The organism is Ollibium composti, assembly GCF_004801285.1.
GTDB classification, from domain to species: domain Bacteria; phylum Pseudomonadota; class Alphaproteobacteria; order Rhizobiales; family Rhizobiaceae; genus Mesorhizobium; species Mesorhizobium composti.
The window spans coordinates 200482-214961 of record NZ_SSNY01000009.1 but is presented as its reverse complement, the minus strand read 5'-3'; the positions used below and the strand labels follow the sequence as shown (position 1 = coordinate 214961).

The 14480-nt window shown below is 63.8% G+C and carries 16 protein-coding genes and 1 tRNA gene; 7 read left to right on the top strand and 10 right to left on the bottom strand.

Translation table 11 applies throughout. From position 1 onward, the window contains the following. Positions 1–8 precede the first annotated feature (8 nt). Together E6C48_RS16335 and E6C48_RS16330 are read left to right on the top strand one after the other, a co-directional pair. On the top strand, positions 9–743 hold the full coding sequence (locus E6C48_RS16335) for a hypothetical protein (protein WP_230978807.1): 735 nt from the start codon (positions 9–11) through the stop codon (positions 741–743). Beyond that, complete coding sequence (locus E6C48_RS16330) at positions 740–1780, top strand: PDDEXK family nuclease (RefSeq protein ID WP_136359098.1); 1041 nt, start codon at positions 740–742, stop codon at positions 1778–1780. Before E6C48_RS16335 ends, E6C48_RS16330 begins: the two co-directional genes overlap by 4 nt. Positions 1781–1923: 143 nt before the next feature. On the opposite strand, the gene E6C48_RS16325 is transcribed toward E6C48_RS16330, so the two are convergent. Further along, positions 1924–2000, bottom strand: a tRNA-Met gene (locus E6C48_RS16325). A gap of 331 nt (positions 2001–2331) precedes the next feature. On the opposite strand from E6C48_RS16325, the gene E6C48_RS16320 reads away from it, so the two are divergent. Then, positions 2332–3312, top strand: a complete 981-nt coding sequence (locus E6C48_RS16320; protein WP_136359096.1) for a Gfo/Idh/MocA family protein — start codon at positions 2332–2334, stop codon at positions 3310–3312. A gap of 29 nt (positions 3313–3341) precedes the next feature. Here E6C48_RS16320 and mnmA read toward each other — a convergent pair whose 3' ends face one another. Next, the gene (gene mnmA, locus E6C48_RS16315) at positions 3342–4538 is read right to left on the bottom strand and encodes a tRNA 2-thiouridine(34) synthase MnmA (protein ID WP_206086518.1); all 1197 of its coding nucleotides are present in this window, start codon (positions 4536–4538) and stop codon (positions 3342–3344) included. Positions 4539–4825: 287 nt separating this feature from the next. Here mnmA and sciP point away from each other — a divergent pair, with 287 nt between their 5' ends. Beyond that, positions 4826–5101 (top strand): CtrA inhibitor SciP, encoded by a 276-nt coding sequence (sciP, locus tag E6C48_RS16310; protein ID WP_013529904.1) that lies wholly within the window; start codon positions 4826–4828, stop codon positions 5099–5101. Between the two features lie 272 nt (positions 5102–5373). Here the strand turns inward: sciP and E6C48_RS16305 are convergent, their stop codons facing one another. Beyond that, positions 5374–5751 (bottom strand): flagellar export protein FliJ, encoded by a 378-nt coding sequence (locus E6C48_RS16305; protein WP_136359141.1) that lies wholly within the window; start codon positions 5749–5751, stop codon positions 5374–5376. Between the two features lie 447 nt (positions 5752–6198). Between E6C48_RS16305 and ctrA the strand changes: the two genes are divergently transcribed. Next, a complete protein-coding gene (gene ctrA / locus E6C48_RS16300) occupies positions 6199–6894 on the top strand; it encodes a response regulator transcription factor CtrA (RefSeq protein WP_136359092.1) in 696 nt (231 codons plus the stop codon). A 99-nt stretch (positions 6895–6993) separates the two neighbouring features. Here ctrA and E6C48_RS16295 read toward each other — a convergent pair whose 3' ends face one another. Continuing rightward, positions 6994–7362, bottom strand: coding sequence for a response regulator (locus E6C48_RS16295; protein ID WP_136359090.1), 369 nt, complete (start codon positions 7360–7362; stop codon positions 6994–6996). A gap of 206 nt (positions 7363–7568) precedes the next feature. Continuing rightward, complete coding sequence (gene chpT, locus E6C48_RS16290) at positions 7569–8198, bottom strand: histidine phosphotransferase ChpT (protein ID WP_136359088.1); 630 nt, start codon at positions 8196–8198, stop codon at positions 7569–7571. Between the two features lie 367 nt (positions 8199–8565). Here chpT and E6C48_RS16285 point away from each other — a divergent pair, with 367 nt between their 5' ends. Both E6C48_RS16285 and E6C48_RS16280 read left to right on the top strand, forming a co-directional pair. Next, positions 8566–9096 (top strand): DUF1134 domain-containing protein, encoded by a 531-nt coding sequence (locus tag E6C48_RS16285; RefSeq protein ID WP_230978806.1) that lies wholly within the window; start codon positions 8566–8568, stop codon positions 9094–9096. A gap of 101 nt (positions 9097–9197) precedes the next feature. After that, positions 9198–10325, top strand: coding sequence for a coiled-coil domain-containing protein (locus E6C48_RS16280; protein ID WP_330998617.1), 1128 nt, complete (start codon positions 9198–9200; stop codon positions 10323–10325). Positions 10326–10342: 17 nt separating this feature from the next. On the opposite strand, the gene E6C48_RS16275 is transcribed toward E6C48_RS16280, so the two are convergent. The 5 genes from E6C48_RS16275 to E6C48_RS16255 all read right to left on the bottom strand — a co-directional run bounded on the left by E6C48_RS16275 (position 10343) and on the right by E6C48_RS16255 (position 14438). After that, the gene (locus E6C48_RS16275; RefSeq protein ID WP_136359084.1) at positions 10343–11146 is read right to left on the bottom strand and encodes a TrmH family RNA methyltransferase; all 804 of its coding nucleotides are present in this window, start codon (positions 11144–11146) and stop codon (positions 10343–10345) included. Between the two features lie 49 nt (positions 11147–11195). Continuing rightward, on the bottom strand, positions 11196–11534 hold the full coding sequence (locus E6C48_RS16270; RefSeq protein ID WP_136359082.1) for an ArsR/SmtB family transcription factor: 339 nt from the start codon (positions 11532–11534) through the stop codon (positions 11196–11198). Positions 11535–11685: 151 nt separating this feature from the next. Next, complete coding sequence (locus E6C48_RS16265; protein ID WP_136359080.1) at positions 11686–12453, bottom strand: HugZ family pyridoxamine 5'-phosphate oxidase; 768 nt, start codon at positions 12451–12453, stop codon at positions 11686–11688. 45 nt (positions 12454–12498) lie between these two features. Then, positions 12499–13662: a CaiB/BaiF CoA transferase family protein gene (locus E6C48_RS16260; protein ID WP_269142565.1), complete on the bottom strand. Its 1164-nt coding sequence runs from the start codon at positions 13660–13662 to the stop codon at positions 12499–12501. Between the two features lie 14 nt (positions 13663–13676). After that, the gene (locus E6C48_RS16255; RefSeq protein WP_136359078.1) at positions 13677–14438 is read right to left on the bottom strand and encodes a 3-hydroxyacyl-CoA dehydrogenase; all 762 of its coding nucleotides are present in this window, start codon (positions 14436–14438) and stop codon (positions 13677–13679) included. Positions 14439–14480: the final 42 nt, after the last annotated feature.

Here is a 14480-nt window from a genome sequence, read left to right as displayed (position 1 = left end):
GTAACGCCATGTCTATCACTCCAAAGTCCCCTGCAATCAACCAGCAGGGGTGGGTTCAAACATGGGTCACTTCTCAATGGAAAAATCCCTCAATCCCGGGTCAGCTCTCAGCGGAAATCAACAGCCTCGCCTTTCACCTGCTCTACATGAGCTTCGTCAGTTTCTCGATTTGGCAAATCAGGCTGGCGCGGCCGAATCAGTTCGCGATGGCGATGGTTGGCTTCCGCAACGAGGATGAGGGCGACCTTATGGCCTGCGAGAGCCCCTTCAAGTTCTACGACCGGCTGAAGGAAAGCCAAATCTTCCGCTTTCTGAAGTTGATCGGCTGCACTAACCAGCAGGTTGGTGAATTCGCCAAGTTCGTGAAGCGTCGCAATAAGATTGCTCACCCCACCGGAACGGTCTTCTTTAACGACCAAGCTGCCATCGACGCCGAGATAGCCGACATGATGAAGGAAGTTCGCAACATTGAGGAGCATATGCAGCCGGTAATTGCCGAGTTGTATAGAGCGTTCCTGAGCGGCGAGAGTGCTGACCCAGAGCTGCGACAGTATACTGATCTGGCTGACGAGGTTCGCATCAATTTGGTCCACACCAACTATATGTCGAATGCTGACATCGCCTATTGCCGCGTGTTCGACATGTCTGCGCTCGCTGCTGAGCCGTTTCATGACGAGATGCTGGCGCTGCATCAGTCTCTAATCGACGCTTACCCTTCTGACGATATGGAGGCGGCGGCGTGACTTCCCTCTATGGCATTGTCGGGGACAAGCTGCGGCCGGCAACCCGCAAGCCGCTGAACAAGGAAAGCCTCATTGAGGATTGGGTCGCGGAAGACCCGAGTCTATTAGGTTTGGACGCGCTGATCATTGGCCGGCAGGTGCCTACCGACCATGGCAAGTTCATCGACCTTCTGGCGATGGATACCACAGGCGCGTTGATCATAATCGAGTTGAAAAAGGATCGGACACCACGTGAGATCGTGGCGCAGGTTCTCGACTACGCCTCATGGGTGCGCACGCTGACGACGCCTGAAATCTATGAGCGCGCCGAGAAGTTCCTGAGTAAGCGCCTCGTTACCGCTTACCGGGAGCATTTTGGCGAGGCTATACCCGACCAACTCAACGCTAGCCACTCTATGCTAATCGTCGCGAGCGAACTCGACCCGGCTTCGCGGCGGATCGTCGAATACCTGTCAGAGGAACATGGTGTGGCTATCAACACGGTGTTCTTCAACGTCTTTGAGGCGAACGGCCAGGAATGGCTGACAACGGACTTCCTGCTCGATCAGGAAGAAGTCGAGGAACGTTCTGAGCGTAAGGTTCGCCCGCCATGGTCCGGCTACTTCTTCGCGAATGCGGGACTCAATGAAAAGCGCTCGTGGGACGACTATCGTAAGTATGGGTTTATCGCGGCGGGCGGTGGCGAGTTCTATTCCAAGCGCCTCGACCAACTCAGTGTCGGCGACGAGGTCTTCGTCTTCGACAAGGGGAACGGCTATATCGGCTACGGTGTGGTCTCGACGGATAAGACTCCAGCCGTTGATTTCCAGACGCCGGACGGCCCGCTCCTTGAGCAGCCACTATTGGGCCAGAACCTCGGACATAACGCCGACAATCCTGAGCTTGCCGAATATGTCGTGGGCATCGATTGGAAGAAGACGTTCGATCGAAACAACGGGAAATGGTTCAAGGGCGCGTTCGCCAACCAGAACATCGTCTGCAAACTTCGCGATCAGGCCACCGTGGATTTCTTGAAGGCTGAGTTTGGCTTGGAGTGAGAGCGACGCTGACCCAACGACTCGCTTCATCTCGTCGCATTCAAGCGCACGCTCGTGTTACCCGAAATGACACCCAACGCTATCCGTGCGCTATGTCGCGACAGCCTGTGCGGACTTATCTATCTGAAATCATTAAAGATTTTTGGTAGCGGAGGAGGGATTCGAACCCCCGACACAAGGATTATGATTCCTCTGCTCTAACCAACTGAGCTACTCCGCCCCGGGGCCGAAGCCATGATCTGTCTGGCGTCTCGGCGAGGTCGCGCGGATATAAGGTTGAGCCGCCGGATGTGTCAAGCCGATTGACCGGCGTCTTTCAGGGATAGCGCGAGGGTTGCGGACGCACGGTTGTCTTGAGTGCAATGGCGCGTCCCGGCCCTCCATCCTGGTCTTCGTGTCGGTTCCGTCGGCCAAAGGTGGCAGAAGGCGCGGCGCTCCTTGCCGATCCGGCCGCGCATCGTGATTTGCTGCGGCTTCTTGGCCCGGCGGGGTTGAGTTCGCGCATGTGCGCCGCTATGTCTCAGCCACGAAATTTTCGAGTTCTCGGATTGATGAAACCGCGTTTGGCAGTTCTTGGGTGCGGATATTGGGGCTCCAACCACATCCGCACGCTGAAAGGGCTTGGCGTGCTGCATGCGGTGTCCGATCTCAACAAGGCGCGCGCCGAAGGTTTTGCCAGCGAACAGGATTGCCTGGCGATCGAGCCGGAGGCGCTGTTTTCCCGTGACGACGTCGACGCCATCGTGCTGGCGCTGCCGCCGCAGTTCCATGCCCAGATGGCGACCCGTGCGGTGCAGGCCGGCAAGGACGTGCTGGTCGAAAAGCCTGTCGCGCTGACGGTGGCCGATGCCGAGCGTGCGGTCGCCGCCGCCAAGGCGGCCGGCCGCATCTTCATGGTCGGGCATGTGCTTCGCTTCCATCCCGCTTTCGAGAAGCTGAAGTCGCTGGTCGACGCCGGCGAGCTCGGCGAGGTGCGCTACATCCATTCGCATCGGCTGGGGCTCGGCAAATTCCATACCGAGAACGACGCGCTGTGGGACCTTGCGCCGCACGACCTGTCGATGATCCTCGCCATCACCGGCACCGAGCCGATCGAGGTGCGCGGGGAGGGGGCCGCCCTGCTCGATCACCTGAGCGACTTCGCACACCTGCATATGGTGTTTCCGAACAATCTGCGCGGCCATCTGTTCACCTCGCGGCTCAACCCCTATCGCGAGCGGCGGCTTACGGTGGTCGGCACCAAGGCGATGGCGGTGTTCGACGATGTCGAGCCGTGGGAACGCAAGCTTGCCGTCTACCGCCATGCGGTCTGGCAGGACAGCGGCCATTGGGCGTTCACCGCCAACGAGCCCAGCTATGTCACGGTGGAGCAGGGCATGCCGCTGACGCGCGAACTGGAGCATTTCCTGGAGTGCATCCGCACGCGCCGGGAGCCGGCAACCGATGGCGAGGAGGCGATCCGCGTCCTTCGCATCCTGACGGCCGGCACCGTCCCCCACGACAGGTTCCGCGACAAGAGCGAGAGCGCCTGATTCCCTGATCTGGCGGCTATGACGGCAGTCTACTGAGCCGGTTCCGGGGCTGGACGGGCCTTTAGCCTGGACAGCATGGCTTCGGCCTCTGCGCCGCGTTCCGAGCGCTCGATGAAGCCGCCGCCGAAGACGCGGGCGTCGTTGCCGTCGTCGGAATAGAGCACGCAGGCCTGGCCGGGCGCGACGCCGGACTCGCCGTCGGCCAGTTCCACCCAGGTGGCGCCGTTGCGATGGTGAAGGGTGGCGGGCCGCGGCGGGCGCGTCGAGCGCACCTTGGCGAACAGTTCCATGCCCGCTTCGCCGATCTCGGAGAGCGGGCCGTCGCCCAGCCAGTTGATCTGGCGCAGGTATATCTTGTGCGTTTCCAGCGCCTCGCGCGGGCCGACGATCACGCGGGCCCGGTCGGCGTCGAGATGGACGACGTAGAGCGGCTCGCCTGAGGCGATGCCGATGCCGCGCCGCTGGCCGATCGTATAGCGCAGGATGCCCTCATGGCGGCCGAGCACGCGCCCGTCGATATGGACGATCTCGCCCGGGTTGGCGGCCGCTGGCTTCAGCTTGGCGATGATGTCGGAATATTTGCCCTGCGGCACGAAGCAGATGTCCTGGCTATCGTGCTTGGCGGCGACGGCCAGCCCCATTTCTTCAGCAATGGCGCGAACCGCCGGTTTCGGCAGACCGCCCAGGGGGAAGCGCAGATAGTCGATCTGCGCCTGCGTGGTGGCGAAGAGGAAGTAGCTCTGGTCGCGGTCGGCGTCGACCGGCCGATAGAGAGCGCGATGGGCGCCGTTGGCGCGGCTGCGGATATAGTGGCCGGTGGCCAGCGCGTCGGCGCCGAGCTCCTGGGCGGTGGCCAGAAGGTCGGCGAACTTGACCGTCTGGTTGCAGGACACGCAGGGGATGGGCGTCTCGCCGGCCACGTAGCTCTCGGTGAAGGGATCGATGACCGCCTTGCGGAAACGCTCCTCGTAGTCGAGCACGTAGTGGGGGATGCCCAGCGTTTCGGAAACGCGGCGGGCATCGTCGATATCCTGGCCGGCGCAGCAGGAACCGGCGCGGTGGGTGGCGGCGCCATGATCGTAGAGTTGCAGCGTCACGCCGACGACGTCGTAGCCTTCCCGTTTCAGCAGTCCCGCTACGACTGAGGAATCGACGCCCCCCGACATGGCGACGACGACGCGCGTGTCCTTCGGGAGGCCGGGCAGGTCAAGGCTGTTCATGGTCATGCATTCCGAAGTCGGCTCAGCGATACCGCTTGTGCCGGGCAATGGTGCCAGCCCGGCTAATGCGGACAATATAGGTCAAGCTTTCCGGTCGCGCCAGCTTGCAAGCTCCCGATCGGCCTGGATGGCCTCCGCAGCGGCGGTGCCGGGCATTTGTCTCAAATGCGGAAACCATTCCTAACGTGACGTTCACGAACCTTACCTATCGATTAGGGAACGCTTAGGCAATTTTTAAAGCTGCGGCGGTAACGTGGCGGTGATTAGGTCCGCGAGTTTCAGTAGAGAGTACGATGACCGATCTGGTTAGACCGCGAGTCAAATATGTTATCGGGCCTGACGGCAGCCCTCTTACGATTGCCGATCTGCCTCCCACCAATACGCGAAGGTGGGTCATACGGCGCAAGGCCGAAGTGGTGGCCGCCGTGCGCGGCGGCCTGCTCAGCCTCGACGAGGCGTGCCAGCGTTATAAGCTGACGACCGAGGAATTCCTTTCCTGGCAGGCCTCCATCGACGAATATGGCCTGGCCGGTCTGCGCACCACGCGTATCCAGCAATATCGCCACTGATCCGGCTTCGATGACAGGGGTGCGGTTGTCGCATCCCTGGACTGTCGGCAATCCCATCACCGCGCATGAACCCGTCGGCCGCTGCCTGCCGCGCTGGGCGCTGCTCTTGGCGATCGACGGGGTGGCGGATCCGGTATGTGACCGGAGATTGCCGCACGGCGCCGTGCGGGCGGGAGACCTGCTTTCGACGAAATGAAAAAGGGCGCGGCCTGGCCGCGCCCTTTGCGTATCGCTCGGTATCGGTCTTGCGAAGCGCGGCGTAGTCGCCGCGATCAGCCGATCATGGCGCTGCGGCCGCCCGTGTCCATGTCGCGGACCTTGGAGTCGCGCGATTCCAGCATCTCGGCCTTGGACAGCTCCGCTTCAGCTTCGGCGAGTAATGATTCGGCATTGCTGCGCTGCTGGGCGAGATCGGATTGCGAATCCCGCAGGTTGTCGCGGCGCAGGCGCGCCGCCTTGGCGAACGTTGGATAGGCGAAATGATTGATGTCGGTGATGCCGGCCTTCTTTTCCTCGGCCGTTATCTGCAGGTCCAGTTCGGTGGCCATCCGCTCGAATTCGGCGATCATCATGTCCAGCTGCAGGAGCTGACGCCGCTTCTCGTTCACCTGAAACGTCTTCAGACGAACGAGGTTTTCCCGTGACTTCATGACTCGATACTCCTGTGCACGCATACCTCGCACATAACGTCCCCTGGCTTGGCAAGCTGCAGCCGCACCGGTGTTCCCCAAGCTTCCCCTCGCTATGGGAAACGAAATCCTAAAGTTCTTCGCTGCCGGTAACCTTTCGTTTACGGGCATTGTTAATCATACGGGTCAGGACTTAAGGGCCGGTAAAAATTTCGGCCGCTGGACGAGGGGATTGAGCGAGTCAGTTGAATCACTTAGGCGCGTTTCTTAATGCGTCGAATCGGTCGTGGACCCCGGTGATTCAGCTTTGGATTCAAGTGAGTGTAGAAGATGGTTAAAAAATCTGATATCGCTTCGCATAGGGAATCATGTTTTGTTAACCATTGAGTGGCAGCTTCGGTTCAGGCAATCACTGCTCCGGTCCCGGATGGGGCGCGACGTGGGTTCGGCAGCAGAAAGGGGAATGACATGCGTGTTCTGCTGATAGAAGACGACAGTGCAACCGCACAGAGCATCGAACTGATGCTGAAATCCGAGAGTTTCAACGTCTATACGACGGATCTCGGCGAGGAGGGCGTGGATCTCGGAAAACTCTACGACTACGACATCATCCTGCTCGACCTGAACCTGCCCGACATGTCGGGCTACGAGGTGCTGCGCACGCTCAGGCTCTCGAAGGTCAAGACGCCGATCCTGATCCTTTCGGGCATGGCCGGCATCGAGGACAAGGTGCGCGGCCTCGGCTTCGGCGCCGACGACTACATGACCAAGCCTTTCCACAAGGACGAGCTGGTCGCCCGCATCCATGCCATCGTGCGCCGTTCGAAGGGCCACGCCCAGTCGGTCATCGCCACCGGCGAACTGATCGTCAACCTGGATGCCAAGACCGTCGAGGTCAGCGGACAGCGGGTGCACCTGACCGGCAAGGAATACCAGATGCTGGAGCTGCTCTCGCTGCGCAAGGGCACTACGCTGACCAAGGAGATGTTCCTCAATCATCTCTATGGCGGCATGGACGAGCCGGAGCTGAAGATCATCGACGTCTTCATCTGCAAGTTGCGCAAGAAGCTTGACGCGGCTTCGGGCGGGCAGAACTACATCGAGACGGTGTGGGGCCGCGGCTATGTGCTGCGCGAGCCGGAAGACATCCGCGAAAGCGCCTGACAACCGAACAGGCAATGGCGAGCGGCCAATTGAGCTCGCCAAATCTTTTCAAGGCCGTTGACGATCGTCAGCGGCCTTGCTGCTTTTTCGCTGTCCGCTTCAAGCCGCCACGTCGAGCGAGCGGAACCGCTCCAGCAACTGCGCCCGGTTGAAGGGCTTCAGCATATAACCTTGGGCGCCGGCGCGCTTGGCGCGCATGATGGCGCCGACATCCATTTCGACCAGGGAAATCAGGATCTGCGGCACCACCGGGGTTTCGATCGACCGTACCGAACGGATGAAGGCGGCGGTCTGCATGTCGGGGAGGGTGCCATCGACGACGATGACATCGGGCATCTCGGCCGCGCACATATCGAGCGCGCTGGCGCCGCTTTCGGCCTCGACCACGATCAGGTCGGGTCCGCCGAGAATGCGCTTGGCGACCTTGCGGATGACGCTCGACGCGTCGACGAACATGCAACGTTTCATGTGCGGACCCCTCTTGACCGCATCGCTTTTACCGAAAACCGGCCTCCACTTTCCGGCGCGATGCCTTGTCCTCCGCACAGGATAGGCGGACCCCGGTAAAAAAGCCGAAAAGGCTTTGGGTAAAATTTTTGCAAAGACCGCCGGCAAGGGCGGTCGATGCAACCGGGAGGTGAAGGGACGGAGGGACGCTATCCGAGGCCGTCGGATCAGGCGGCGGTCAGGACGATCTCGTCGGAGGTGGCGTGGATGGTGATTTCCATGGCGGCTTCGCGCGCCAGCAGCAGGGTGTAATAGGGCTGCACCGAATGGGCGTCGATCGGCTCCTCCGGGCGGTTGCCGGAATGGAGCTCGAGGAATTTCGGCGGCACGCGCAGCATCGGGCCGCTGGCCGTGAAGGTGAAGCGCGGCTGGGTGTCGAGGTCTTCGAGCGCAACAGTGATCTTGCCGCCGCGCGGGATCGCGGCGTTGGCGATCAGGATCAGGTTGAGCAGCAGCTTGACCTTGTTCTTCGGCAGCAGCGCGCGTGCGCCCGTCCAGGTCAGTTCGGGCTTCTCGTTCTTCAGGAAGGCTGTCGCCACCGCTTCGGCATCGCCGGTGTCGATCTGCATGCCGGCGGAGCCGGCGGCGCCGAAGGCGATGCGGGCGAACTGCAGGCGGGCCGAGGCGTTGCGCGCGCTCTGGCGGATGAGGTTCATGGCGTCTTCGTCGGCGCCCCCCTCGTCAAGCAGCTCAAGGCCGTTGTTGATGGCTCCCACCGGAGAGATGATGTCGTGGCAGACGCGGCTGCACAGGAGCGCGGCAAGATCTGTGGCGGAGAGCGAGAAAAGGTCGGCCATAGGCGAAGGTCCTTGCAAAATCAGACGATATCAAAACGACGGCACGTCGTCGCGGTCCCCGCACGGATACCGTTTCCCCTCGGGTTCCTCGATGTACGATACATATGTGTACAGGAGTAAATCTGGAATTGCCGAAATTGCAAATCATTCGGCAGGCGACAGGACGTGCGGCCCTCGAACCGCCATGTTCATGTGCGAGCTTAATGGTTGAAAAAGGATTACGGCCTAGTTTGCCGTTCAAGAATCACCTTAAGCGGCCGATCAAGAGCCGTAAGGTGCGAGGCGTCGGCGAAGGTGCTCCCTGACGGAGATTGGAAGCATGCTTTCCCGATTCGGCTCTCCGAGCCTTTTGCGTTTCATTGCCCTGATGGTTGCCCTTGGCGGGCTGGTTGCTTTTTCGCCGGCGGCGCGGGCGCAGGAATATACGGCGCAGGAGATCGTCGATTCCGGCCACCGTTTCTTCGGCGAGACATCGGGGGGCTTGGCGACGGTGGTGGAGAAGATCTTCGCCTCCTACGGCCTGCCCAACGGCTATCTGCTGGGAGAGGAGGGCTCCGGCGCGATCATCGGCGGCCTGACCTACGGCGAAGGCACGCTCTACACGAAGAATGCCGGCGACCATAAGGTCTACTGGCAGGGTCCCTCGCTCGGCTGGGATTTCGGCGGCAACGGCTCGCGCGTGATGATGCTGGTCTACAATCTCGATGACGTCGGCAGCCTCTACAACCGCTTCGGCGGCGTATCGGGCTCGGCCTATGTCGTCGCCGGCATCGGCTTCAACGTACTCAAGGCCGGCAACGTGCTGCTCGTGCCGATCCGCACCGGCGTCGGCGCCCGCCTCGGCGTCAACCTCGGCTACCTGAAACTGACGCAACAACCGACCTGGAATCCGTTCTGATCGGCACTCGAGCTTGGCCTCGGCTCTTGCCGGGGGCGCCGATTTCGGCCATGCCAGAAGGACGGGTGCCGGCGGATCGCCGGCCGTCCCAGGGGTAAAGCGTGTTGGTCCAGTCGATCCTGTTCTTCGTGCTCGGCCTGCTTTGTGCCGGCTTCCTGACCGTCCTGGTCGCGCCGGCTGTCTGGCGCCGGGCGGTGGTGCTGACGCGCAAGCGCATCGAGGCAACGATGCCGCTCACGCTGGCCGAGATCCAGGCCGACAAGGATCGCGTTCGCGCCGAGTTCGCCGTTTCCGTGCGCAAGCTGGAAGTCGAGACGAAGGCCCTCAAGGAAAAGCTGGCGGCGCAGCTGGTCGAAATCGGCCGCGCCGGGGAAGACCTGAAGGCGCTGGCCGCCGAAGGCGAGCGCAAGGACGGCGTCCTTGCCGCGCTTCAGGCCGGCAAGGAACAGGTGGAAAAAGCCCTCGCCGAGCGTGACGGGCAGCTTCGCGATCTTACCGGCAAGGTCGGCGAGACGGAGCATCTGCTGCAGGAACGCGCCAAGGAATTCGACAAGCTAGGCCAGATGTACGACGAGGCCAGCTTCTCGTCGTCGAACCGGCAGATCGAGCTCGTCGCGCGCGAAGCGGAACTGGAAAAGCTCGCCGCCGAGATCGCGGCGCTGCGCAACCAGCGCAAGGAGGCCGACAAGGCCAGGAGCGACGCACTGGCCGAGAGCAAGCTGGGCCGCGAGGCATTGGCGGCCGAACGGAAGAAGGTGGCGGAGTTCGAGAAGAAACTGGATCGCCTGATGGCGACGGTCGCCGATCGCGACGACAAGCTGGACCGCCGGGAAAAGGAACTGGCACGCCTGCGCGGGGTGGCACAGGGCGACACTGGCGCCGCCGGGCAAACGCCGCAAGGCAACGAGGCCGAGCGCGAGCGGCTGGAGGCGAGGCTGACGGCGCTGTTGCGCGAGAACAAGCGCCTCAAGGCCGATCTCGCCGCCGCCACGGCAGGTAAGGCCGAGCGGCTACCTGTGAGCGGTGGCGCGGCTGCGCTGCGTGAGGAAATGCACGATCTGGCGGCCGAGGTCGTCACCCTCGCCATGAAACTGGACAGTCCGGATTCGCCGATCGCCAAGGCGCTTGCCGCGCCGGCCGGCGTCCAGGACGGCGCGCGGATGATGAGCCTTGCCGACCGCGTGCGGGCGCTCCAAAAGGAAGGGCAGGGGGAAACCTCCCGGTCGTAGTCCCGAGCGGGTTTCCATCAGTCGGAACCGTCGAAGAAGTGGTGCAGCGCGACGGCGGAAGCGGCCGCCACGTTGAGGCTGTCGAACCCTCCGGCCATGGCGATGCGCAGCGTCCGCATGTGTCGCAGCAGGGATTCGGGCAGGCCCTCGCCCTCGGTGCCGAGATAGAGCGCTACCCTGCCGCCATGCCGGGCCTGCCGGATGTCGAGGTTGCCGCGCGGCGACAGGGCGAAGTTGTCGAACCCACTTTCGGCCAGCAGGCCGGTGAAGGCGCCGACGTCGGGGATGACGGCGAACGGCACCTTGAGGGCGGCGCCGACCGAGACTCGGATCGCCTTGCGGTAGAGCGGGTCGCAGCAGGTCGGATCGAGGAATACCGCGTCGGCGCCGAAGGCGGCGGCGTTGCGGAAGATCGCGCCGATATTGTCGTGGTTGGCGATGCCGACCAGCACCAGCACCAAAGCGCGCTCGGGCAGGGCGGCGAGCAGGTCGGCGGCCGGTATTTCCTGCCCCTTGCGGCCGATGGCGAGGATGCCGCGGTGCATGGGAAACCCGGCGATGCGGTCCATGACGGCTGCTGAAACGACGTAGACGGGCAGGGCGGGTGGCGCCTTTTCCAGAATGCCGGCGAGGCCGGCCAGCCGGTTTTCCAGGATCAGCACCGATTCGGCCTCGAAGCGGCTGCCGGTCAGCAGGACGTCCAGCACGACCTTGCCCTCGGCGACGAAGCGGCCCTGCCGCCCGGCGAGGTCGCGCTCGCGTATGTCGAGGAAAGCGGCGACCCGTGGGTCGGCGGGATCGTCTATGCGAATCGGTTCCATCGCGGTCCAGCAGTTCGTGCCGCCGGATAGGGCCGACGCCGCCGGGCGGTCAAGTTCCCGTCGCGTTCAGATGCAATGGCGCCACCTCACGGCCCGACGCGGAAAACAGCGTCGCCAAAAGGTCCAGCAACTGCCGTACCGCATCGGACTGGCAGGAATAGTAGATCATCTGGCGGTCGCGGCGCGTCTCGACCAGGCCGAGGCCGCGCAGTTTCGCCAGGTGCTGGGACAAGGCAGACTGGCTGAGTTCCACGCGTTCGGCGATGGTACCCACCGACAGTTCGTCGTCGATAAGGTGGCTCAGGATAGCGAGCCTTTTTTCGTTGGCCATCAAGGCCAGGAATGCCGCCGCAGCCTCGGTGTCGGCGATCAGCTTGTCGGAAGCCATCGTTGCCCCATAATCTCAATGACCCGGCATGCCATGGGGGCGCTGGCGTCCGCTGGTCAGATTGTGTGCCGCATCACGCTGCCATTGGCAGGTGCGCTTCGAACCGTAGACCATTCCGCTCAAATCTCAACCCATGATCGAAACGTTGCGGTCAAGCCGTCTGCGCGGCGCGGCCGGCTTTCGCCATTTCGACAAGCTTGACGCGCAGGTCCTGTGCGGCGGCGAGCGGTTCGGGAAAGAAGACGCGCCGCACCTCGTCGCCGCGCGCGAGGTCCATGCCGTCGGCATCGAACCCGGTCAGCACCCAGCCGTCGCCGGTGGCGCCCGTATAGTGGCTGGCATAGATGTCGATGGCCTCGCGATGGTCGGAATTCATGTGGTCGAGCGCGCCCTGCTCGCTGGCGGCCAGTGCCTCGGTCACCGGACCAGTGACAATGAGATCGTCGCGCTTGAACAGATAGGCCTTGCCGAAGCCGCCGTTCAGGCTGGCGCGTTCCACGTCCAGCCGGAAGAAGGAGAAGTCGCCCAGCCCGACGTAAAGCTTGGCCTTCGGGTTGCGGTTGAGGTAGCGGCGTTCGGCGCGGGCGTGTTCGGGCGTGCCGCGCTCTAGCCTGGCGGCGCGGCAGACCAGCGTGATGCGCGGATGCGCCAGCGCGTCGCCCTTGCCGGGCTCGCCGACCAGCAGCGAGCAGCGCGGATCGGCGAGCAGCGCGCCCGTGTGGGCCGAAAGCATGGAAATCAGGATCAGCGGCGTGCCGTCGAGGTCGGTGGCGACGCCCACCCGGCTTGCCAGCGGCGTTCCGGTTTCCGGCTCCAGCACCGCCAGAGCGCCGAAACGGGCGCTGCGCACCAGCGTCCTGGCCTGCCTGATCGCCGCCGCGTCGGTTTCGCGGATGACGTCCTTCTTCGGTTCCTGCACGGCGGTCCTCGTAAAGTCTACTTATTCAATCCAGTTATTGGCCATTTATTGAACAAGTATGCCGTTGCTGACAAGCCCCTCGGTTTCCTCCACGGTGAGACCGAAGCGCCTCAGCGCGGCGGCGAGCAATTCGCGGCTGTCGCCCGGCGGGCCCGCCATCGCGGAAGGCGTTCGCGAAAAGCGCGGCGCCGGGGCAGGGCGCTCCAGAGTGCCGGCCTTCGCGAATGTCCGGCGAGCGCGGTTGTGGGGATGGTCCTTCGCCTCTGCCAGGCTCAGGACCGGTGCCACGCAGGCGTCGCTGTCGGCGAAGATTTTTGTCCAGTCGTCGCGTGTCTTCACGAGAAAGCGGCTGGCGATTGCCGCGCGCATGTCCTGCCATAGGCCGCGGTCGTACTGGCCGGGGACGAAACGCTCGTCCAACGGCAGCAGACGGGCGAATTCGGCGAAGAATTGCGGCTCCAGGCAGCCGACGGCGACGTGGCGGCGGTCCGCTGTCGCATAGGTGTCGTAGAACGGCGCGCCGCCGTCGAGCAGGTTGACGCCGCGCGCATCCCGCCACAGGCCAGCCGCCTTGTAGGCGTGCAGCGGCGCCGACAACATCGCCGCGCCCTCCACCATGGCCGCGTCGACCACCTGACCCTTGCCGGTGCGGCCGCGCTCGACCAGGGCCGCCAGCACGCCGCTGACCAGCATCATGGTGCCGCCGCCATAGTCGGCGACGAGATTGAGCGGCGGCAGCGGCTTGTCCTGCGGGCCGATCGCATGCAGGGCTCCCGACAGCGCCAAATAGGTGATGTCGTGGCCGGCGCGGCCCGCGAGCGGGCCGTCCTGGCCGAACCCGGTCATGCGGCCATAGACGAGGCCGGGATTGGCGGCCGCGGCCTCGGCGGGTCCGAGGCCGAGCCGTTCCATGACGCCCGGCCTGAAGCCTTCGATCAGGATGTCGGCCTTGCCAAGTAGGCGCAGCATCAGGGCCCGTCCCTCAGGGCGCTTCAGGTTAGCCTTGAGGATGATGCGGCCGTGGCGGTCGAGGTCGAATTCGGGCGGCAGCGACAGGAACGGCCGCCCGGCGTCGGCGCGCTCGATGCGCAACACCTCGGCGCCCATTTCCGACAGCATCAGGGCCGCCAGCGGCACCGGGCCGAGGCCGGCCATTTCTACCACGGTCAGGCCGGCCAGCGGGCCGGACTTCTGCGGGACAGGCCTCACGGCCGGCACGCCGGCTATTTCGGCGCCATGCGAATGGCGCCGTCGAGGCGGATCGTCTCGCCGTTCAGCATCTGGTTGTCGACGATGTGCAGGGCCAGAGCTGCATATTCCGAAGGCTCGCCGAGGCGCGGTGGGAAGGGAACGGCGGCGCCGAGCGAATCCTGCACCTCCTGCGGCATACCGGCCATCATCGGCGTCTTGAAGATGCCGGGCGCTATGGTGCAGACGCGGATGCCGGAGCGGGCGAGGTCGCGCGCCACCGGCAGCGTCATGCCGACGACGCCGCCTTTCGAGGCCGAATAGGCGGCCTGGCCGATCTGGCCGTCATAGGCCGCGACGGAAGCGGTGTTGACGATGACGCCGCGCTCGCCGCCTTCCAGGGCGTCCAGCTTCGAGGCCTGGTCCGCGAACAGGCGGATCATGTTGAAGGTGCCGACGAGGTTGATCTCGATCACCTTGCGGAACTGGTCGAGCGGATGCGGGCCGTCCTTGCCGATCGTCTTGACGCCGATGACGATGCCGGCGCAGTTGACGAGGATGCGGGCCGGACCGAGCTTTTCCATCGCCTCGGTGATTGCGGCAGCAGCACTTTCGGCGCTGGATACGTCGCATTGCACGGCGACGCCGCCGATGTCGGCGGCGACCCTGGCGGCGCGCTCCGCGCCGAGGTCGAGGACAGCCACCTTCGCGCCGCGCGCGGCCAGCGCCCGCGCCGTTGCTTCGCCGAGGCCTGAGCCGCCGCCGGTGACGATCGCTGTCTGGCCGCCTGGGTTCATATCCGTCTTCTCCCGATGATGAATGCCGATGCTATGGGGGCG